This window comes from Nakamurella flava (assembly GCF_005298075.1).
Taxonomy (GTDB): Bacteria; Actinomycetota; Actinomycetes; order Mycobacteriales; family Nakamurellaceae; genus Nakamurella; species Nakamurella flava.
Genome location: NZ_SZZH01000004.1, coordinates 282,493 through 299,884, shown reverse-complemented (window position 1 = coordinate 299,884; position 17,392 = coordinate 282,493). Strand labels below are relative to the sequence as shown.

Annotated in this window: 19 protein-coding genes; 11 read left to right on the top strand and 8 right to left on the bottom strand. The window is 70.0% G+C overall.

Annotation, left to right across the window (positions count from 1 at the left end; genetic code table 11):
- Positions 1–82: 82 nt before the first annotated feature.
- Positions 83–1,483 (bottom strand): alanine--tRNA ligase-related protein, encoded by a 1,401-nt coding sequence (locus tag FDO65_RS17200; protein WP_137450948.1) that lies wholly within the window; start codon positions 1,481–1,483, stop codon positions 83–85.
- A gap of 92 nt (positions 1,484–1,575) precedes the next feature.
- Here FDO65_RS17200 and FDO65_RS17195 point away from each other — a divergent pair, with 92 nt between their 5' ends.
- Complete coding sequence (locus FDO65_RS17195) at positions 1,576–2,379, top strand: SDR family NAD(P)-dependent oxidoreductase (RefSeq protein ID WP_137450947.1); 804 nt, start codon at positions 1,576–1,578, stop codon at positions 2,377–2,379.
- A gap of 78 nt (positions 2,380–2,457) precedes the next feature.
- Here the strand turns inward: FDO65_RS17195 and FDO65_RS23145 are convergent, their stop codons facing one another.
- Positions 2,458–2,592, bottom strand: coding sequence for a hypothetical protein (locus tag FDO65_RS23145; protein ID WP_276606869.1), 135 nt, complete (start codon positions 2,590–2,592; stop codon positions 2,458–2,460).
- Positions 2,593–2,829: 237 nt separating this feature from the next.
- On the opposite strand from FDO65_RS23145, the gene FDO65_RS22290 reads away from it, so the two are divergent.
- From FDO65_RS22290 to FDO65_RS17180, 4 genes are all read left to right on the top strand, one after another.
- Positions 2,830–2,973: a GPGG-motif small membrane protein gene (locus tag FDO65_RS22290; RefSeq protein WP_166442262.1), complete on the top strand. Its 144-nt coding sequence runs from the start codon at positions 2,830–2,832 to the stop codon at positions 2,971–2,973.
- A 151-nt stretch (positions 2,974–3,124) separates the two neighbouring features.
- Positions 3,125–3,700, top strand: coding sequence for an orotate phosphoribosyltransferase (gene pyrE, locus FDO65_RS17190; protein ID WP_137450978.1), 576 nt, complete (start codon positions 3,125–3,127; stop codon positions 3,698–3,700).
- Entirely contained in the window at positions 3,697–4,410 is a 714-nt protein-coding gene (locus tag FDO65_RS17185) for a TrmH family RNA methyltransferase (protein WP_137450946.1), read from the top strand. The genes pyrE and FDO65_RS17185 overlap by 4 nt, the downstream gene beginning before the upstream one ends.
- A 147-nt stretch (positions 4,411–4,557) precedes the next feature.
- Positions 4,558–4,767, top strand: a complete 210-nt coding sequence (locus FDO65_RS17180; protein ID WP_137450945.1) for an ABC transporter ATP-binding protein — start codon at positions 4,558–4,560, stop codon at positions 4,765–4,767.
- Between the two features lie 18 nt (positions 4,768–4,785).
- On the opposite strand, the gene FDO65_RS17175 is transcribed toward FDO65_RS17180, so the two are convergent.
- The 5 genes from FDO65_RS17175 to FDO65_RS17155 form a co-directional block, all read right to left on the bottom strand.
- Positions 4,786–5,058, bottom strand: coding sequence for a hypothetical protein (locus FDO65_RS17175; RefSeq protein ID WP_137450944.1), 273 nt, complete (start codon positions 5,056–5,058; stop codon positions 4,786–4,788).
- Between the two features lie 4 nt (positions 5,059–5,062).
- Entirely contained in the window at positions 5,063–5,725 is a 663-nt protein-coding gene (locus FDO65_RS17170) for a DedA family protein (protein ID WP_137450943.1), read from the bottom strand.
- 75 nt (positions 5,726–5,800) lie between these two features.
- A complete protein-coding gene (locus FDO65_RS17165) occupies positions 5,801–7,522 on the bottom strand; it encodes a glycoside hydrolase family 13 protein (protein ID WP_240757684.1) in 1,722 nt (573 codons plus the stop codon).
- A gap of 46 nt (positions 7,523–7,568) precedes the next feature.
- Positions 7,569–7,817, bottom strand: a complete 249-nt coding sequence (locus FDO65_RS17160) for a hypothetical protein (protein ID WP_137450941.1) — start codon at positions 7,815–7,817, stop codon at positions 7,569–7,571.
- Positions 7,814–8,449 (bottom strand): SigE family RNA polymerase sigma factor, encoded by a 636-nt coding sequence (locus tag FDO65_RS17155; RefSeq protein ID WP_137450940.1) that lies wholly within the window; start codon positions 8,447–8,449, stop codon positions 7,814–7,816. The genes FDO65_RS17160 and FDO65_RS17155 overlap by 4 nt, the downstream gene beginning before the upstream one ends.
- A gap of 432 nt (positions 8,450–8,881) precedes the next feature.
- Here FDO65_RS17155 and FDO65_RS17150 point away from each other — a divergent pair, with 432 nt between their 5' ends.
- The 6 genes from FDO65_RS17150 (at position 8,882) to FDO65_RS17125 (ending at position 16,533) form a co-directional block, all read left to right on the top strand.
- Positions 8,882–10,297 carry an ABC transporter substrate-binding protein gene (locus FDO65_RS17150; RefSeq protein ID WP_137450939.1) on the top strand — a complete coding sequence of 472 codons (1,416 nt, stop codon included), beginning with the start codon at positions 8,882–8,884 and terminating at the stop codon, positions 10,295–10,297.
- 118 nt (positions 10,298–10,415) lie between these two features.
- Positions 10,416–11,459, top strand: a complete 1,044-nt coding sequence (locus FDO65_RS17145) for a carbohydrate ABC transporter permease (protein ID WP_137450938.1) — start codon at positions 10,416–10,418, stop codon at positions 11,457–11,459.
- A complete protein-coding gene (locus FDO65_RS17140) occupies positions 11,456–12,400 on the top strand; it encodes a carbohydrate ABC transporter permease (RefSeq protein WP_137450937.1) in 945 nt (314 codons plus the stop codon). The genes FDO65_RS17145 and FDO65_RS17140 overlap by 4 nt, the downstream gene beginning before the upstream one ends.
- Positions 12,401–12,469: 69 nt before the next feature.
- Positions 12,470–13,579, top strand: coding sequence for a LacI family DNA-binding transcriptional regulator (locus tag FDO65_RS17135; protein WP_137450936.1), 1,110 nt, complete (start codon positions 12,470–12,472; stop codon positions 13,577–13,579).
- 283 nt (positions 13,580–13,862) lie between these two features.
- Positions 13,863–14,897 (top strand): class II fructose-bisphosphate aldolase, encoded by a 1,035-nt coding sequence (fbaA, locus tag FDO65_RS17130; protein WP_137450935.1) that lies wholly within the window; start codon positions 13,863–13,865, stop codon positions 14,895–14,897.
- 637 nt (positions 14,898–15,534) lie between these two features.
- Positions 15,535–16,533 (top strand): peptidoglycan-binding protein, encoded by a 999-nt coding sequence (locus FDO65_RS17125; RefSeq protein ID WP_137450934.1) that lies wholly within the window; start codon positions 15,535–15,537, stop codon positions 16,531–16,533.
- A gap of 76 nt (positions 16,534–16,609) precedes the next feature.
- Here the strand turns inward: FDO65_RS17125 and FDO65_RS17120 are convergent, their stop codons facing one another.
- Positions 16,610–17,311 (bottom strand): hypothetical protein, encoded by a 702-nt coding sequence (locus FDO65_RS17120; RefSeq protein ID WP_137450933.1) that lies wholly within the window; start codon positions 17,309–17,311, stop codon positions 16,610–16,612.
- Positions 17,312–17,392 lie beyond the last annotated feature (81 nt).

The window sequence follows — 17,392 nt, the reverse complement described above, 5'->3', positions numbered from 1 at the left end:
CCGCGGGGGGTCGTCCACGCCTCCCCCGCGGGGGGGCGGGGCGCCCCCATATCACCCCCCCCCCGGGGAGGGGTGGCGTCGGTCAGGGCTTCATGGTCGAGGCCTGCTGCGAGCGAGCGCGCTGCTCGTTCAGCTTGGCCTCGAAGGCCTGCCGCCAGCCGTCCTGCAGTTCGATGCCCTGGTTCTTGGCCTCCTCGGTGGACAGCTCGACCGGGAACCCGAAGGTGTCGTAGAGGACGAACAGCTCCTCGCCGCCCACGCCGGTCCGCCGGTAGCCGCGCAGCTGCTTGAGCCCCTTGCGCAGGGTGCGGCGAAAAGCCTTCTCCTCCTTGACCAGCACCGCGGTCACCCGGTCGAGAGACTCGGCCACCTCGGGATAGTCGGAGGCGTACAGCTCGCCGATCACCGGGAGGATCTGGGGGAAGAAGTCCTCCTCCAGGCCCAGCTCGAAGGCGAAGCGGATGGCCCGCCGGACCAGCCGGCGCATCACGTAACCCTGCGTCTTGTTGGACGGCACGATCCCGTCGACGGCCAGGAACGTGGCCCCACGCAGGTGGTCGGCGACCACCCGCAGTGCGACGGTGTGGGTGTCGTAGGACTTCCCGGACAGTTCCTGCAGCCGCTCGATGATCGGCCACATCAGGCTGATGCGGTAGACGTCCGGGCTGTCGATGGACGCCGCGGCGATGCGCTCGAGACCGCCGCCGTAGTCGACGTTCTGGGCCGGCAGCTCGTCGAACCCGCCGGCGTCGTTCTTGGCGAACTCCATGAAGACCGAGTTGCCCAGCTCGATGTACCGCCCGCAGTCACAGTTCTGGTGGCAGTGCTCGCCGTACGCCGGGTCATGCTCGATCGACGGGAACAGGTAGAAGATCTCGGAGTCCGGCCCACCCGGCTCGCCCGGCGGCATCGCCGCCGCGGAACCGCCGCGGCACCACCAATTCTTCTTGCTGTAGAACGCGATGCGCGCCCCGCCGGTGCCGACCGCGGCGGCGTGCTCCTCGGTGCCGACGTCGGCCTGATCGGCGGAGATGCCGGCCTCGGTGAACAGCCGGGTCCAGATCTCGGCGCTCTCGGTGTCCTTGGCGATGCCGTTCTCCTCATCGCCCGAGTAGCAGGTGACGAAGATGCGCTCCGGGTCCAGGCCGACCTTGTCGGTCAGGAACGTCCACACCCACGGCAGCTGCTCGGCCTTGAAATAGTCGCCGAGGCTCCAGTTGCCGAGCATCTCGAAGAAGGTGGTGTGGCGGTTGTCGCCGACCTCCTCGATGTCCTGCACGCGCAGGCAGGTCTGGCTGTCGGCCAGCCGGCGACCCTGCGGGTGCGGCTTGCCGAGCAGGTACGGCAGCAGCGGCTGCATACCGCTCCCGGTGAACAGGGTCGTCGGGTCGTCCTGTGGGACCAGTTTGGCCCGCGGGATGACGGCGTGGCCGTGCTCGGCCTGGAAGTCGAGGTAGACCTTGCGGATCTCGCGGGCGTCCATGCCGGAAGTCTGACACCGGTGCGCCCGGTGAGCCCGGCGTTCGCCGCGGCACCCACCCAACGGGCGAAACGGCCCCCACTACCGTGGGCCGCATGACGAACGGTGCCGAGAAATCCCAGCCCGCCGCCGCTCTGGTCACCGGGGCGACATCAGGCATCGGACACGCCTTCGCCCGGCACCTGGCCGCCGAACGCCGGCCGCTGGTGCTGGTGGCCCGCGACGGCGACCGGCTGGCCGCCCGCCGCACCGAACTGCTGGCCGCCGGCGCCCCGGACGTCGAGACGATCGTCGCCGACCTGTCCGACCCCGACGAGCGCCAGACGGTGGTCGCCCGCCTGCAGGACGCCGCCCGCCCGGTGGATCTGCTGGTCAACAACGCGGGCAGCACACTCGGGGTCGACTTCCTCCACGCCGACTCCGGCGATCTGGTCCGGCAGGTCGAGCTGAACTCGGTGGCCGTCCTGGTCCTCACCCACGCCGCGCTGCCCGGGATGATCGCCCGGGGCCGCGGGGGAGTGATCAACGTGGCCTCCACCGCCGGGCTCGTCCCCGGGCGTGGATCGACGTACGGCGCGACCAAGGCGTTCGTCGTGTCGTTGAGCGAGGGCCTGGCCATGTCCCTGCGGGGCACCGGCGTCCACGTCCAGGCCCTGTGTCCGGGCTTCGTCCGTACCGAGTTCCATCAGCGCGCCCGCATCGACATGAGCTCGACCCCCGGGTGGGCCTACGTGGACGTCGACAAGCTGGTCGCCACCTCGCTCGCCGAATTCCGGGCCGGCAAGCCGCTGTCGATCCCGGGTGCCCTCTACAAGGGGATCTACCTGTTCACCAAGCTCGCCCCGCGCAGCCTCGTACGGAGATCGGCGGCGAAGGTCAAGGCCAAGGGCCGCACCTGACGTCGGCCGAGGGCCGGCCATCCCCGGCGGGATGACCGGCCCTCCGGTCACCGGGCCGGCCGGGCCGACCCGGCAGAGTCAGTGCGAGGGCTCCTCCGGTTCGAAGGTGTCCGGCTCCGCGTCGGCGCCGACTCCCACGCCGGTCTCGGCGTTGGGGATCTCGTCCGTCTCCGCACCGTCCGCCGGGGGCTGGTTCGTCGCTGGGTCCGTCATCGGGTCCACCTCTTCCTCGTGATGGGCCGGCGGCGCCGGCCCCCGCTTCCCTCACATACCCAGATTCGGCCGGAACCACCGGTCACCGGGTCGTCCCCGGGAGGGTGACCCCCGTTTCGCAGACTGCCGGCTCGGGAAATGTTGATGCGCCCAGCGGCCGGACGGTGATCCGCGTGATCGCACCCGAGGTCCCTGACGGGGAACCGCCCGACCACGTCGTGTGGAAGGAGCTGTGCCGTGGCCACTCTGCTGTGGATCCTCGCCGTCATCCTGGTGATCAGCGGCATCGTCGCCATCGTCCGCAAGCAGTTGCTGTGGGGCGTGGTCCTCATCGTCGTCGGTCTGCTCGTCGGACCGGGCGGGGTCAGCATCTTCACCTGAGGTCCGGCGCGGTCGGCCACGGCGCGGCGGTGATGACCTGGTGTGACACCCTGGTCGCGTGACTGTTCTGCCGGATCCGGCCGCCGAGACGAACCCCCACGCCACCGCCGACGGCCCCGCCGCCGAACTCTCCGAGCTCACCGGTTTCCCGGTGGCAGGAGCGCCCGACACCGGCCCGGCCCCCGACGCGGCCGCCCGCAGCCGGTTGGCCGAACTGGTGCGCGAGCTGTCCGTGGTGTGGGGGCGGGTCACCCTGTCCTCCGGACGGGAGGCGGACTACTACGTCGACCTGCGGCGCGCGACCCTGCACCACGAGGCGGGGCCGCTCATCGGCGTCCTGCTCCGGCAGCTCACCGCCGACTGGGACTATGCCGCGGTCGGTGGCCTGACCCTGGGCGCCGACCCGGTCGCCGGGGCCGTGATGCACGCCCCGGGGCGACCGGTGGACTGCTTCGTGGTCCGCAAGGAGGCCAAGCACCACGGCATGCAGCGGCGTATCGAAGGTCCGGACGTGGTCGGCCGTCGGGTGCTCGTCGTGGAGGACACCACCACCACCGGCGCCTCCCCGCTGACCGCGGTGACCGCGCTTCGCGAGGCCGGCGCCGAGGTCATCGGGGTCGCGACGATCGTCGATCGCGGCACCGGCGCCGACAAGGTCCTGGCCGACGCGGGGTTGGAGTACCGCTACCTGCTCGGCCTGGGCGACCTCGACCTGCCTCCGATGTGACGTCCGCGGACGAGTCGCCCGGCCCCACCGAATGGACGTCCCCCGGGACCGACGTCGGGGTCGGGCCGCACCCACGGCCCTGGCCCGACGACGAGCGCCTGGACCCCGAGCTGCTGGAGCACGGCGACCGCCGCAATGTCGTCGACCGGTACCGCTACTGGCGGCGGGAGGCGATCGTCGCCGACCTCGACCGCCGCCGGCACTCGTTCCACGTGGCCATCGAGAACTTCGGTCACGACCTGAACATCGGCACGGTGGTGCGCACGGCCAACGCGTTCGCCGCCGCCGAAGTGCACATCGTCGGACGGCGCCGGTGGAACCGCCGGGGAGCGATGGTCACCGACCGCTACCAGCACCTGCGGCACCACGAGACGGTCGCGGACGTGCTGGCCTTCGCCGCCGGGGCCGGTCTGACCGTGGTGGCCGTCGACAACCTGCCCGGGGCCCGGCCGATCGAGACCGCGGACCTGCCGCGGGACTGTCTGCTGCTCTTCGGGGCCGAGTCGTCCGGCCTGACCGACGCGGCGCGCGACGGTGCGGCCCGGGTGGTCTCCATCGCCCAGTTCGGCTCCACCCGGTCCATCAACGCGGGCGTCGCCGCGGGGATCGCCATGCACGCCTGGATCCGGCAGCACGCCGTCGTCCCGGACCCGGATGGGTCGGGCGGAACGACCGAGCGTTCGGTCTCCGCCGCCCCGATCGCCCACTGAACCGGACAATCACCGCGCCAGCAGACGTCTCGACGACTCGCCGACACGGTCGTGTGATGTCCAGGCGAGGGAGTTCCCCCGAATGCCGAGGCTGCCGACAATCGGCTTGACGAGCTGACTGGCAGCTCGGCAGGGGGAGTGGTTGCTATGACCCGTTCTGTCCACCGCAGCGCCGGCAACGGTCGTTTCGTCTCGTCCGGCGAGGCCGCCGCATCGCCGGGCACCGCGATGAAGGAGCGGATCGGCGACGGCACCGCCAACCATCGCCTGGTCTACCGCGACACCGGCACCGGGCGTTTCGTCACCAAGGCCCGCAACGAGAGCGACCCCGGCCACACGGTGGCCCAACGCGTCTGATCCACGCGGGAGACTGCTCTACGCAGGCGAACACCACGATGAGGGCAGGGACACCTGGATGCCGAGGAAGGTCGGCGTCATGCGGCAGCCGGTGTCCTTGAGCTCGTTGGCCAGGTCGAGTACCTGCTGACGCTGCTGCCAGAGCACGAGGACGACGACGGCGGCGAGGGCCAGCACGATCACCTTGCCGATGATCTTCTTCAGCAGGATGGCCCCGAGCAGGCCGACCACGCCGATCGCCACGAGCACCCAGACGAGGGTGGTCTGGATGGTGGACAGGTCGATGGTCACCGGTTCACTCGCCGACGGCCGGCTTGCCCCGGCGCTTGGACATCCAGTGCATGGCTGCCGGCACCGCGCTGAAGGCGACCACGATGACCACCGCGGCGACGACGATCAGGTCGACGTTGTTCTTGATGAAGTCGATCTGGCCGAGGAAGTAACCGGCGGTCGTGACCACGCCGACCCAGATGACGCCGCCGATCGCGGAGTACAGCGTGTAGATCTTGGCGTCCATCCGCGATGCCCCGGCCATCACCGTGGCGACCGTGCGGACGACGGGGACGAACCGGGCCAGGACGACGGTGACCTTGCCGTACTTGGCGAAGAAGGCCTCGGACTTCTCGATGTACTCGTGCTTGAGCAGTTTGGCGTTGGGCCGGCTGAACACCGGCGGCCCGACGCGGTAGCCGATGGCGTAGCCGACCATGTTGCCGACGAAGGCGGCGACGGCCAGCAGCGCGATGAACAGCACCAGGTTGATGTCCAGCGCGCCGGTCGCGACGAACAGGCCGGCGATGAACAGCAGCGTGTCACCGGGCAGGAAGAAGCCCAGCAGGATGCCGCACTCGCAGAAGATGATCAGCAGGATGCCGGCCACCGCCCACGAGCCCATGGCGGTGATCAGGTTCGACGGGTCGAGCCAGCCGGGCAGCAGGGCGAGGTTCGCGGTGGTCACGAGGACCGAGGGTATCGGTCGTTCGCCGAGTTACCGAGGGTCAACAGAGGAGTGCGTCGGCCACGGAGAGTGTTCTCACACGGACGCAACCGCTCTCCACCACACCGTCGTGTCGGGTCCGACGACCGCCGGGCCGCCGGCTGAGCCGCCCCGGGTGCTGTCCAGGAGCACCAGGGCCCCATCAGGGAGGGCGACGGACTCGGCGCCGAAGTTGGTCCACGACTGGACCTGACCCGCGCCGGTCCCGCGCCGGAACGCGACCACCGCGGCCGGGGCACCGGAGACCCAGGCGAAGTCCTCGCCCCGCAGACCGGCCTCGGAGTGCCGCAGTCGCAGCGCCGAGCGGTAGAGCGAGAGGGTCGAGGCCGCGTCCTGCGCCTGCCGTTCCGCGGTGAACGCCGACCAGCGCGTCGGCTGGGGCAGCCACGGCCGCGACGACACCGGACCGAAACCGAAGGGCGGCGCCTCGCCGGACCACGGCAGCGGTACCCGGCAGCCGTCCCGCCCGCGGACGGTGCGGCCGGAACGTTCCCACGTCGGGTCCTGCAGCAGCTCGTCCGGCAGGTCGTCGACCTCCTCCAGACCGAGCTCCTCGCCCTGGTAGAGGTAGGCGCTGCCCGGCAGCGCCAGGGTGAGCAGGGCGGCCGCCCGCGCCCGCCGCCGGCCCAGGTCGACGTCGACCCCGGAGCCGGTGTCGAACCCCATGACCGCGGTGCGGGTGTCGGTGCGACCGAAGCGGGTGACGTGCCGGGTCTCGTCGTGGCTGGAGAGCACCCAGGTGGCCGGGGCGCCGGTGCCGGCCAGCGCCGAGCGGGTGGCGTCGACGATGCCGCGGATACCGTCGGCGTCCCAGCCGACCTTCATGTAGCCGAAGTTGAACGTCGTGTGCATCTCGTCCGGCCGCACGTACCGGCTCAGCCGCTCCGGCCCGTTGACGACGGCCTCGGTGACGAACACCCGCGGCGGGTCGTAGCTGTCGCCGATGGCGCGCCACCGCCGCAGGATGGTGTGCAGGTCGTCGACGTCCCAGTGCGGGTTGTCGGTCCAGTTCGCCGAGTCGAACAGGGCGCCCGGGGCGTGACCGGCGTCCGGCAGGCCGGGCGTCTTGGCCATCGCCGACGCCGCGTCGACCCGGATGCCGTCGACGCCGCGGTCGAACCAGAAGCGCAGGACCTCGTTGAACAGGGCGACGACGTCCGGGTGCTCCCAGTTCAGGTCCGGCTGTTCCGGGGCGAACAGGTGCAGGTACCACTGCTCGGGGCGGCCGTCCGGGCCGGTCAGTCGGGTCCAGGCCCGGCCGCCGAAGGCGCTGATCCAGTCGTTCGGCGGTTCGTCGCCGTTCGGTCCGCGGCCGTCCCGGAAGAAGTACCGCTCCCGTTCCGGGCTGCCGGGCCCCGCCGCGAGGGCCGCCTGGAAGAGCGCGTGCTGGTCGGAGGTGTGGTTGGCGACCAGGTCGATGATGATCCGCAGGCCGCGCCGGTGGGCCTGGGCCACCAGCTCGTCGGCGTCGGCCAGTGTGCCGAAGACCGGGTCGATCGCCCGGTAGTCGCTGACGTCGTACCCGCCGTCCTTCATCGGCGACGGGTACCAGGGCGCGATCCAGAGGGCGTCCACCCCGAGTTCCACCAGGTGGTCGAGCCGCCCGATCAGCCCGGGCAGGTCGCCGATCCCGTCGCCGTCGCCGTCGGCGAAGCTGCGGGGATAGACCTCGTAGACGACGGCGGTCCGCCACCAGAGCGGATCGTCCCCGGCCGGGACGGCGGGCGACTCGACGGCGGACGTGGTGTCGGTCGACAAGACTGGGCTCCTTCGGGGAGGCGGGGCAGCGGTCACGGCCCGGGGGTCAGAGCAGGAGGGAGACGATGCCGGCCAAGCCGCCCACGACCAGACCGACCAGTACCGCGACGAGCAGCAGTTGCACGGTGGTCGCCCGGTCCCACCAGGGGGCATCGACGGCGCTCGCCGTTTCCGGACTTCGCCGCCCGCCTCCGGCCATCACCCGAAGTGCCTGGGACAGCACCTGCTCGGCCCGGTCGTCCGGCGCCTTCGCCGGGCCGTCCCGGTGCCGGTCGGGGGGTGGCCCGACGCTCACGACTGGGCCCTGATCATGTCGCCCAGCTTGGCCACGGCCCGGCTGGCGGTGGACTTGACCGTGCCCTTGGACAGCCCGGTGGCCGCGGCGATCTCGGCCTCGGACAGCCCGCCGTAGTAGCGCAGCACCAGCACTTCCCGTTGCCGGGGGGCCAGGTCGGCCAGGGCGGTCACCACGGCCTGGTGCTCGGCGGACAGCATCGCGAGCGACTCGGCCGAGCGGGCGGTACCCGGATCCGGCGGGACGTAGGCCCGGGCGGTCCGCCGGCGGCGCAGCATCGAGCGGGAGCCGTTCACGACGGCGGTGCGTAGGTAGCCGATCGCTGCGGCCCGATCGCGCAGCCCGCCCCAGTTGCGGTAGAGCCCGGCGAAGGCCTCCTGGACGACGTCCTCCGCGCTGGCCAGGTCGTCGACCAGCAGGATCGCGAGCCGCACCATCTGCATGCGGTGGGAGCGGTACAGGTCGTCGATGGTGATCGGGCCGGGCGACGGGGACGGCGGTTCGTGGTCGGCGGCGTAGGCGGGGTTGAGCGAGGCGAGGGTGCCGAGCGTCCGTTCGACCACCGATTCCGGCTCCGCGGCGTGGTGCGCGTCGGGACGGTCCGGCGCGGGTGACGGATGCGGCTCGCTCATCGCACCTCCTCGGCGTGTGCTGTCGTCGTCGGTCTCTCGCTCCGGGTTCCGATCCTGGCATGGCGGCCGGGTGGTGGCCGGGGCCTCCCGGCGAATGTCGATCGAATAACGATTGCGACAACGACCCGAAACCTGCGATCTCAGCGGATCTTTCCTCCGTTCGACGGCTTGTCGAGCGGCATGGGGGCCGCGAGCTCAGTCGATACGACAGCGCATCCGCTGGTCGGGTGTCGCCGATGCCACCCGTTCGGACTTGGCCTAAGGGGACGGCTAGACCGGGTTACCTAATTGTTACGACGGATGTCCGCGTTCGAGTTGCGGAAAACCCACGAAAACGTTTCCATGGCTCGAGCGTGTGAGCGCCCTCACACGCGTATCGGAAGAGCATGGGAGGACGGCCGAGTGAGTCAAAGATCGGCAAAGAAGCTGACGATGGCGATCGCAGGCATTTCCGCGGCCGCGCTGGTGCTGACGGCCTGCGGTGGTGGTTCCACGACCCCGGCGGCGTCGGACACCGCCGGCGCCGGGTCGACGACGACCAGCGGCGGTTCCGCGACGACGTCCGGCAGCAGCACCGACGGTGGCACCGTCGGTGCGACCAGCACCTGGTGCGAGGACGTCAAGAGCAAGTACGGCGACCTGACCGGCAAGAAGGTCAGCGTCTACACCACGATCGTCGCCCCCGAGGATCAGCCGTACATCGACGCGTACAAGCTGTTCACCGAGTGCACCGGCGCCGAGGTCAGCTACGAGGGCTCCAAGGAGTTCGAGGCGCAGATCGTCGTCCGCGTGCAGTCGGGCAACCCGCCGGACATCGGCATCTTCCCGCAGCCCGGCCTGATCTCCCAGCTGGTCAACGACACCGGCAAGGTCATCCCGCTCGATCCCGATGTCGAGACCTTCGCCCGGAAGTACTTCCCCGAGGACTGGATGAACTACGGGGTCATCAACGACATCCCGTTCGGTATCCCGAACAACGCCGACTTCAAGTCCCTGGTCTGGTACAACACCAAGCTCTACAAGGACAACGGGTACTCGATCCCGACCACCTGGGAAGAGCTGACCGCCCTGCAGGACAAGGTCGCGGCCACCACGCCCCCGTGGTGCATCGGCATCAAGTCCGGTGAGGCCACCGGCTGGCAGATCACCGACTGGCTGGAGGAGTACGTCCTCCGTGACTGGGGCCCCGACGTGTACGACCAGTGGGTCAAGCACGAGATCCCCTTCAACGACCCGAAGATCGCGTCTTCGCTGGCCGAGGTCGGCAAGGTCCTGAAGGATCCGAAGTACGTGAACGCCGGCTTCGGTGGCGTGGACACCATCGCCTCGACCGAGTTCAACGATCCGTCCGCCAAGATCCAGGACGGTCAGTGCACCCTGTCGCGGCAGGCCGCCAACTTCGACGCGAACTTCAAGAACGTGAAGCTCGGCCCGGACGGTGACGTCAACGCGTTCTACTTCCCGCCGAAGACCACCGATTTCGGTAACACCGTCCTGGGTGGTGGCACCTTCTACGCGCAGTTCGCGAACGCCGCCTCCGGCCGTCCCGAGGTCGACGCGATGATGTACTTCCTCGCCTCGCCGGAGTTCGCCAACGCCCGCGCCAAGGCCGGCTCGTGGATCTCGGCCAACCGCGGTCTGCAGGCTTCCAACGTCCCGAGCCCGATCCAGCAGACCGCGCTCGAGACCCTGCAGAAGCCGGACACCACGTTCCGCTTCGACGCCTCCGACCTGATGCCGGCTCCGGTCGGCTCGGATGCCGAGTGGAAGCAGTTCACCGCGTGGGTCACCGGTCAGGACGACCAGACCACGCTGAACAACATCGAAGCCGCCTGGCCGGCCAGCTGACCTGACCGCCATCGGCACCTGAGCACCGTCGGTACCCGCGGCCCGCTTCGACCAGTCGGAGCGGGCCGCGGCCCGCGGGACCCATGTGCCCGGTCCTTAGACAGAAGGGAGCGTTGACATGGATTGGTTCCTGCAGCCGACGTCCGTCACGGACAAGCTGCTCGTCATGGTCGTGGCGATCGTGTTGTTCGTCGCGATCATGGGTCTCATCCTCTGGGCCATCGACCGGCCCAAGGTGCCGACGTGGGTGGTGGTCACGGGCTTCGTCGGTCCGGTGCTGGCCGCGCTGGCCGTCGGCCTGCTCTGGCCGGCCATCAAGACGGCGATTCAGTCCTTCCAGGTCAGCCAGGCTGTCCTCGGTCCGAACGGTAAGCCGGTCATCGACCGGACGACCGGCCAGCGGTCGTCCGAGCTGGTCTTCAGCCTGGACAACTACAGCCGGGTGTTCTCTGACGCGGGCTTCCAGAAGGTCCTCATCAACACGGCCCTCTGGGTCCTTCTCGTACCGATCCTGGCCACCGCCATCGGCCTCATCTACGCGGTGCTGGTCGACCGGACCCGGTTCGAGAAGTTCGCCAAGGCGCTGGTCTTCCTGCCCATGGCCATCTCGATGGTGGGCGCGTCGATCATCTGGAAGTTCGTCTACGAGTACCGCCAGGCCGGTTCCCCCCAGATTGGCCTGGCCAACCAGCTGCTCGTCTGGCTGGGTCTGGAGCCCTACCAGTTCCTCATCACCGAGCCGTGGAACACGTTCTTCCTCATCATCGTGATGATCTGGATCCAGGCCGGGTTCGCCATGACCGTGCTGTCCGCGGCCATCAAGGCCGTGCCGGACGACATCATCGAGGCGGCCCAGCTCGACGGGGCCACCGGCTTCAAGCTGTTCCGCAAGGTCACCGTGCCGACCATCCGCCCCGCGGTGGTCGTCGTACTCACCACTATCGCCATGGGCACCCTGAAGGCGTTCGACGTGGTCCGGACCATGACGGGTGGCCAGTTCGGCACCTCGGTCGTGGCCAACGAGTTCTACACACAGTCGTTCCGACAGGGTCAGGGCGGTGTCGGTGTCGGTGCCGCGCTGGCGGTCATCCTGTTCATCATCGTCATCCCGGTCATCGCCTACAACGTGCGGCAGATGCGCCTGGTGGAGGAGACCCGATGAGCCAATCCGGTCAGGCGATCGAGCTGCCGATCACCACGGACTCGACGCCGGAGGAGAAGTACTCCGCCCGGCAGCAGAAGAAGGCGATGCGCCTGCAGGACGCGAAGACCAAGCTGTCGTCCCCGTGGGCGTCCGGCCTGGCCATCATCATCGCGATCCTGTGGACGATTCCGACCTTCGGTCTGCTGGTCACCTCGTTCCGCCCGGTCAGCGACATCCAGAACAGCGGGTGGTGGACGTTCTTCGCCAACCCCGGCTTTACGATCGACAATTACTCGAACGCGCTGAGCAACTCGGCCGGTGGGCTGGGCAACTTCTTCCTCAACTCGTTCGTCATCGTGCTGCCGGCCGTGGTCATCCCGATCACCCTGGCCCTGCTGGCCGCGTACGCGTTCGCCTGGATCGACTTCAAGGGCCGCGACGCCATCTTCGTGGCGATCTTCGCCCTGCAGATCGTCCCGCTGCAGGTCGCCCTGATCCCGTTGCAGACGCTCTTCGTCAACGCCGGGCTGCAGAACTCGTTCTGGCCGGTCTGGATCGCGCACACCATCTTCGGTATGCCGCTGGCGATCTTCCTGCTGCACAACTTCATGAAGGAGGTCCCCCGGTCGATCGTCGAGGCCGCCCGGGTGGACGGCGCGGGCCACGTGAAGATCTTCTTCGTCGTGCTCATGCCGCTGCTGATCCCGGCCATCGCGGCCTTCGGGATCTTCCAGTTCCTGTGGGTGTGGAACGACCTGCTGGTCGCCACCGTCTTCGCCCCAAGCCCGAACCTGCGACCGATCACCGCGGCCATCGCCGAGCTGTCCGGTTCCAAGGGCTCGCAGTGGGAGCTGCTCTCGGCCGGTGCGTTCATCTCGATCATCGTTCCGCTGGCCGTGTTCATCGGTCTGCAGCGGTACTTCGTCCGCGGCCTGCTGGCCGGCGGTGTGAAGGGCTGATCGCGGCCCCGGACTAGCGCCACGTCCGACAGCGCCGAGACGGATCACGAGAGACGGACGTTTCCACCGATGTCGGAACCCGAACCACCAGCTTCACCGGTCACCAACGGGAGTCCGGCGGCAGAGATCGGATCTCTGCCGCTGGGCTCGCCCATCGGGATCGTCGAGGTCGCCGCGGCCTCCGGCTTCTCGCCGGCCACCGTGTCCCGGGCCCTCCGTGGCCTCCCCGGGGTCTCGGCCTCCACGCGAGTGGCGGTCGAGAAGGCCGCGGCCACCCTCGGTTACTTCCCTTCGCCGTCGGCGTCCGCCCTCATCACCGGGCGCACCAACACCTTCGGCATCGTCGCCCCCTGGGTCTCCCGCTGGTTCTTCAGCGCCGTCATCGACGGCGCGCAGGAGGTCTTCGGGGCCGCGGGCTACGACCTGCTGCTCTACCCCGTCGCCACCCCGAGCGACCCCCGCGGCGGGTACGTCATCAACTCGCGGGCCATCGGCAAGCGGGTCGACGGACTGCTCGCCCTCAACGTGCCGCTCATGGACTCCTCGCTGCACTCGCTGCAGACGCTGCACATCCCGGTCGTCACGGTCGGGACCGCGGTGCAGGGGCTGTCCGGTGTGCTGGTCGACAACGAGCAGGTGGGTCGCGCGGCCACCCGCCACCTGCTCGCCCTCGGCCACCGACGCATCGCCTTCTTCGGGGACGACGACGGCAGCCATACCGACGGGTTCACCGTCGCCACCGACCGCGCCCGCGGCTTCGAGCTCGAGATGCGGGACGCCGGGCTGGAACCCGACCCTCAGCTGTTCCAGGTCAGTGGGTTCTCCATCGACGGCGGCGAGGCGGCGTTGCACCGGGTGTTCTCCCAGCCGGGGGTGGCCCCACCCACCGCCATCTTCGCCGTCAGCGACGAGGTGGCGATGGGAGCCATCTACGCGGCCCGCTCCCGGGGGCTGAGCGTGCCCGGCGACCTGTCGATCATCGGCGTCGACGGACACGACCTGTCCTACCTGTTCGACCTGTCGACCGTCGCCCAGCCGGTCAAGGACCAGGGCCGCATCGCCGCCCGGCTGCTCCTGGAGCAGGTGACCGGCCCGGGACCGCGGCCCCCGTCGGTGGTCTCGGTCGGCACCGAACTGATCCGCCGGGGCACCACGGGACCGCTCGGCGTCGCGCGGTGAGCGGGTCCCCGACCCGGTCCGCCCCCTACCGCCCAGAGGTCGTCCCGCTCGGGGCCGCCGGCCGCCGACCGACGGGCGGGGGACCGCGCGCCGCGCGGAAGACCTGCCGATAGCCTTGCCCCAGGCGGGCGCTCGCCGGCCCACCACGGTGGGCGGGTGCAGCCCGCGGGCCCGGAGGTCCGGCGCAGTACGACCACGCAGTACCACCACCGACCTCGACCCAGCACTCGCACGACCGGCGGCCGACCGGCTCGCCGCACTGCACCACGCGGAAGGACACGTCATGCCCCTCGCCACAGCGGAGACCTACTCGGCGATGCTCGAACGGGCCAAGGAGGGCGGCTTCGCCTACCCGGCCATCAACATCACGTCGTCGACCAGCATCAACGGGGCGATCAAGGGCTTCGCCGACGCCGGCAGCGACGGCATCATCCAGGTCTCGACCGGTGGGGCCGAGCACGCGTCCGGCGTCAACGTCAAGGACATGGTCACCGGAGCCGTCGCCCTCGCCGAGTTCGCCAAGGTGGTGGCCGACAAGTACGACGTCACCATCGCGCTGCACACCGACCACTGCCAGAAGGAGAAGCTGGACACCTATGTCCGGCCGCTCATCGCGCTCTCCACGGAGCGGGTCAAGGCCGGCGGCCAGCCCATCTTCCAGTCGCACATGTGGGACGGCTCGGCCATCCCGCTCGACGAGAACCTGGAGATCGCCAAGGAGCTGCTGGCCCTGACCAAGGCGGCCAACATCATCCTCGAGATCGAGGTCGGGGTCGTCGGTGGCGAGGAGGACGGCGTCGCCCACGAGATCAACGACAAGCTCTACACCTCGCCCGAGGACTTCGTCGCGACCCTGGACGCCCTGGGTGAGCCGGAGAAGAACTCCTACATCGTCGCCGCGACCTTCGGCAACGTGCATGGCGTCTACAAGCCCGGCGGGGTCAAGCTGCGCCCGTCGGTGCTCAAGGACGGTCAGGACGCGCTGGCCGCCAAGCTGGGCCAGGCCGCCGGCTCCAAGCCGTTCTCGCTGGTCTTCCACGGCGGGTCCGGCTCGTCGGCCGAGGAGATCGCCGAGGCGGTGTCCTACGGCGTGGTGAAGATGAACATCGACACCGACACCCAGTACGCCTTCACCCGGCCCATCGCCGGTCATATGTTCTCCAACTACGACGGCGTGCTGAAGATCGACGGCGAGGTCGGCAACAAGAAGGCCTACGACCCGCGCGTCTACAACAAGCTCGCCGAGGTCAGCATGTCCGAGCGCGTCGTCGAGGCCTGCCAGCAGCTCGGCTCGGCTGGCAAGTCGCTGAAGGCCTGACCCGCCTCCCGCACGTCCGGCAGGACCTGAACGGCCGGCCGCCACTGTTCGTGGCGGCCGGCCGTTCGGCATTTCCCGGGTCGTCGGTTCGGCGCAGAACGCGCGACGAACCGGCCGTCCCGTCACTCGAAAGGGGTGCGTTCGGCGGTCGCTCGGCGGATCAGCGGATCGGGACAGGCTGGCGCGGATCGGCGACCATGATCACGCTCCGGAGCCCGTCGGGGCGCCGTTCGGGGGCACGACCCCGTCCGGCGGAACCGCTGAGGGGGACGGCGTGTCGCACCGTCACGGCGGTCCATGCTGAGTAAAGGAAGTGTTAGTTGGGACTGTTGTGACTGCTGTGACACGTCGCTTACGGTGAATCGAACGTCCGTGTGGGACGTCACCCGAGACGCCGTACCTCGCTCAGGCGCCGTCGGGACCGGTTCGAGCAATACGAAGCGGTCGAGCGGGGACGACGTGCGGCATGCGGTGTCGAGCAAGGGGAAGGGGCACCGCAGGTTCGGGGACGCCAGTGACGTGTCACTGGTCGGGATGTGTTCTGCCATCGACTGATTCGTCGGTGTGCGTGCGGTCCCGACCGTTGGCGATGGCGGCTGCCCGTACCCGGCTGACGCGGGACCGGGGAAGGGCGCCCATGCGGCGTGCTCTAGCCGTCGCGTCCGTCGTCGCCACCTCCGTCGCAGCCGGTCTTCTCGGCTTCGCCGGCACGGCGTCGGCGGACCCATCGGCGGATGACTGGTATCAGCTCCGGATGTGCGAGTCCACCAACCAGTACGACATCAACACGGGCAACGGCTACTACGGCGCCTACCAATTCGACCTCTCCACCTGGCAGTCGGTCGGGGGCAGTGGGCGCCCCGATCAGGCCTCGCCCGAGGAGCAGGACTACCGCGCCCTGACCCTGTACCGGCAGCGCGGCTGGGAGCCGTGGGTCTGCGCCCGTCTGGTCGGGCTCAGCGACGACGGTGACGCCGGCTCCGGGGTCGCCCCGCCCGTGCCCGGCAACCAGGGCGGGTCCGGGGGCGGCTCGGAAGGCAGCGGCTCCGGCGGCGGGTCCGACTCCGGCGGTGGGGAAGCCGCCGGTGGCGCACCAGAGTGGCCGGGACGCACCTACGCCCAGGGCGACTACTCCGAGGACCTCAAGGCCTGGCAGAAGCAGATGGGCAGCCGCGGCTACGACCTCACCGGCACCGGCTACTTCGGACCCAAGACCGAGGCCGCCGTCCTCGACCTGCAGACCAAGGCGGGGCTGAACGTCGTCGGGTACATCGGTCCCAAGACCTGGGCCGCGGCCTGGTCAGACGCCGCCTCGGGTGGCGGGTCCGCGTCCGGTGGCGGCTCCGGTTCCGCCGGGGGCGGGGGCGGGTACACCCCGCCGACCGCAGACTCGTGCAGCCTCGGTGCGGCCATCGCCCCGGCCTGGCCCGGACGGCAGTTCGTCGAGGGTGACACCGACGCCCAGCTGCAGTGCTTCCAGAAGCAGCTGGCCACCCGCGGTTACGGCCTGATCGGCACCGGTTTCTACGGGCCGAACACCAAGACCGCGGTGGTCGACTTTCAGACGAAGCAGGGCATCAACCCGTCCGGCATCGTGGGGCCGAAGACCTGGGCCGCGGCCTGGGAAGGCAACTGACGAGGGTGTGCAGGACCGGACGAAGGGGCGGCGCCGTCATCGGCGCCGCCCCTTCGTCCTTCGTCGGTCAGATGCGTCAGCTCCCCGGCCGCCGCCCCCACCGCGGGGCGAACACCGTTCCCGCGAAAGCCGCCGCGATGAGCATCGAAGCCACCGCCGGCAGCCACGGCACGCCCAGCAGCAGCCCGGCGACCCGCACCGGCTCGCAGGCGATGAGCGCCCACCCGGCCCACGCCGGCACCGCCCCCTGCTGACGCAGCATGGCGATCCCCAGGATCAGGCCACCGGCCAGCGCGCCCACCCCAAAACCGGCGTACATCACGACGGCCGCGGCGGACGTGTGGTTGTCGACCGCATCGACGTAGACCGCCGGATCGCCCCCGGTCGCGGCCACCGACAGTGCCGTCGCCGTGTCGGCCGACAGGGCCACCGACAGCACGTAGCCGCTGGCCATCAACCAGCCGCCGACGGCGGACCACGCCGGAGCGCGCCCGCGCAACTGCGCAGTGAATGCCCAGATTCCGGGCACCAGGAGTACGGCAGCCAGCAGCCCGACGATGACCGTGACCTGCCCGTAGCCGGGCCGTTCGGCCAGCAGTCGCAGCAGCCCCGCGGTGTCCTCGACCGGGTTCAGGGCGACCAGCGCATTGGTGACCGCCAGCAGCAGCGCCCCGACGACGCCGGCGACCCCAGCCCCCGGGGGTCCGGCTGCGGTCGCCGGTGGCGCATCCGGACGGGATCGGACCGGGCTCCCCGGGCCGGACGATGTCGAGGTCATGCGGTTCTCCCTGCTGATCGGCACGAACGGGCCGGGACGGCCCACGGGTGATGGGTGCCGACGCTAGGAAGGCGGGGGTGG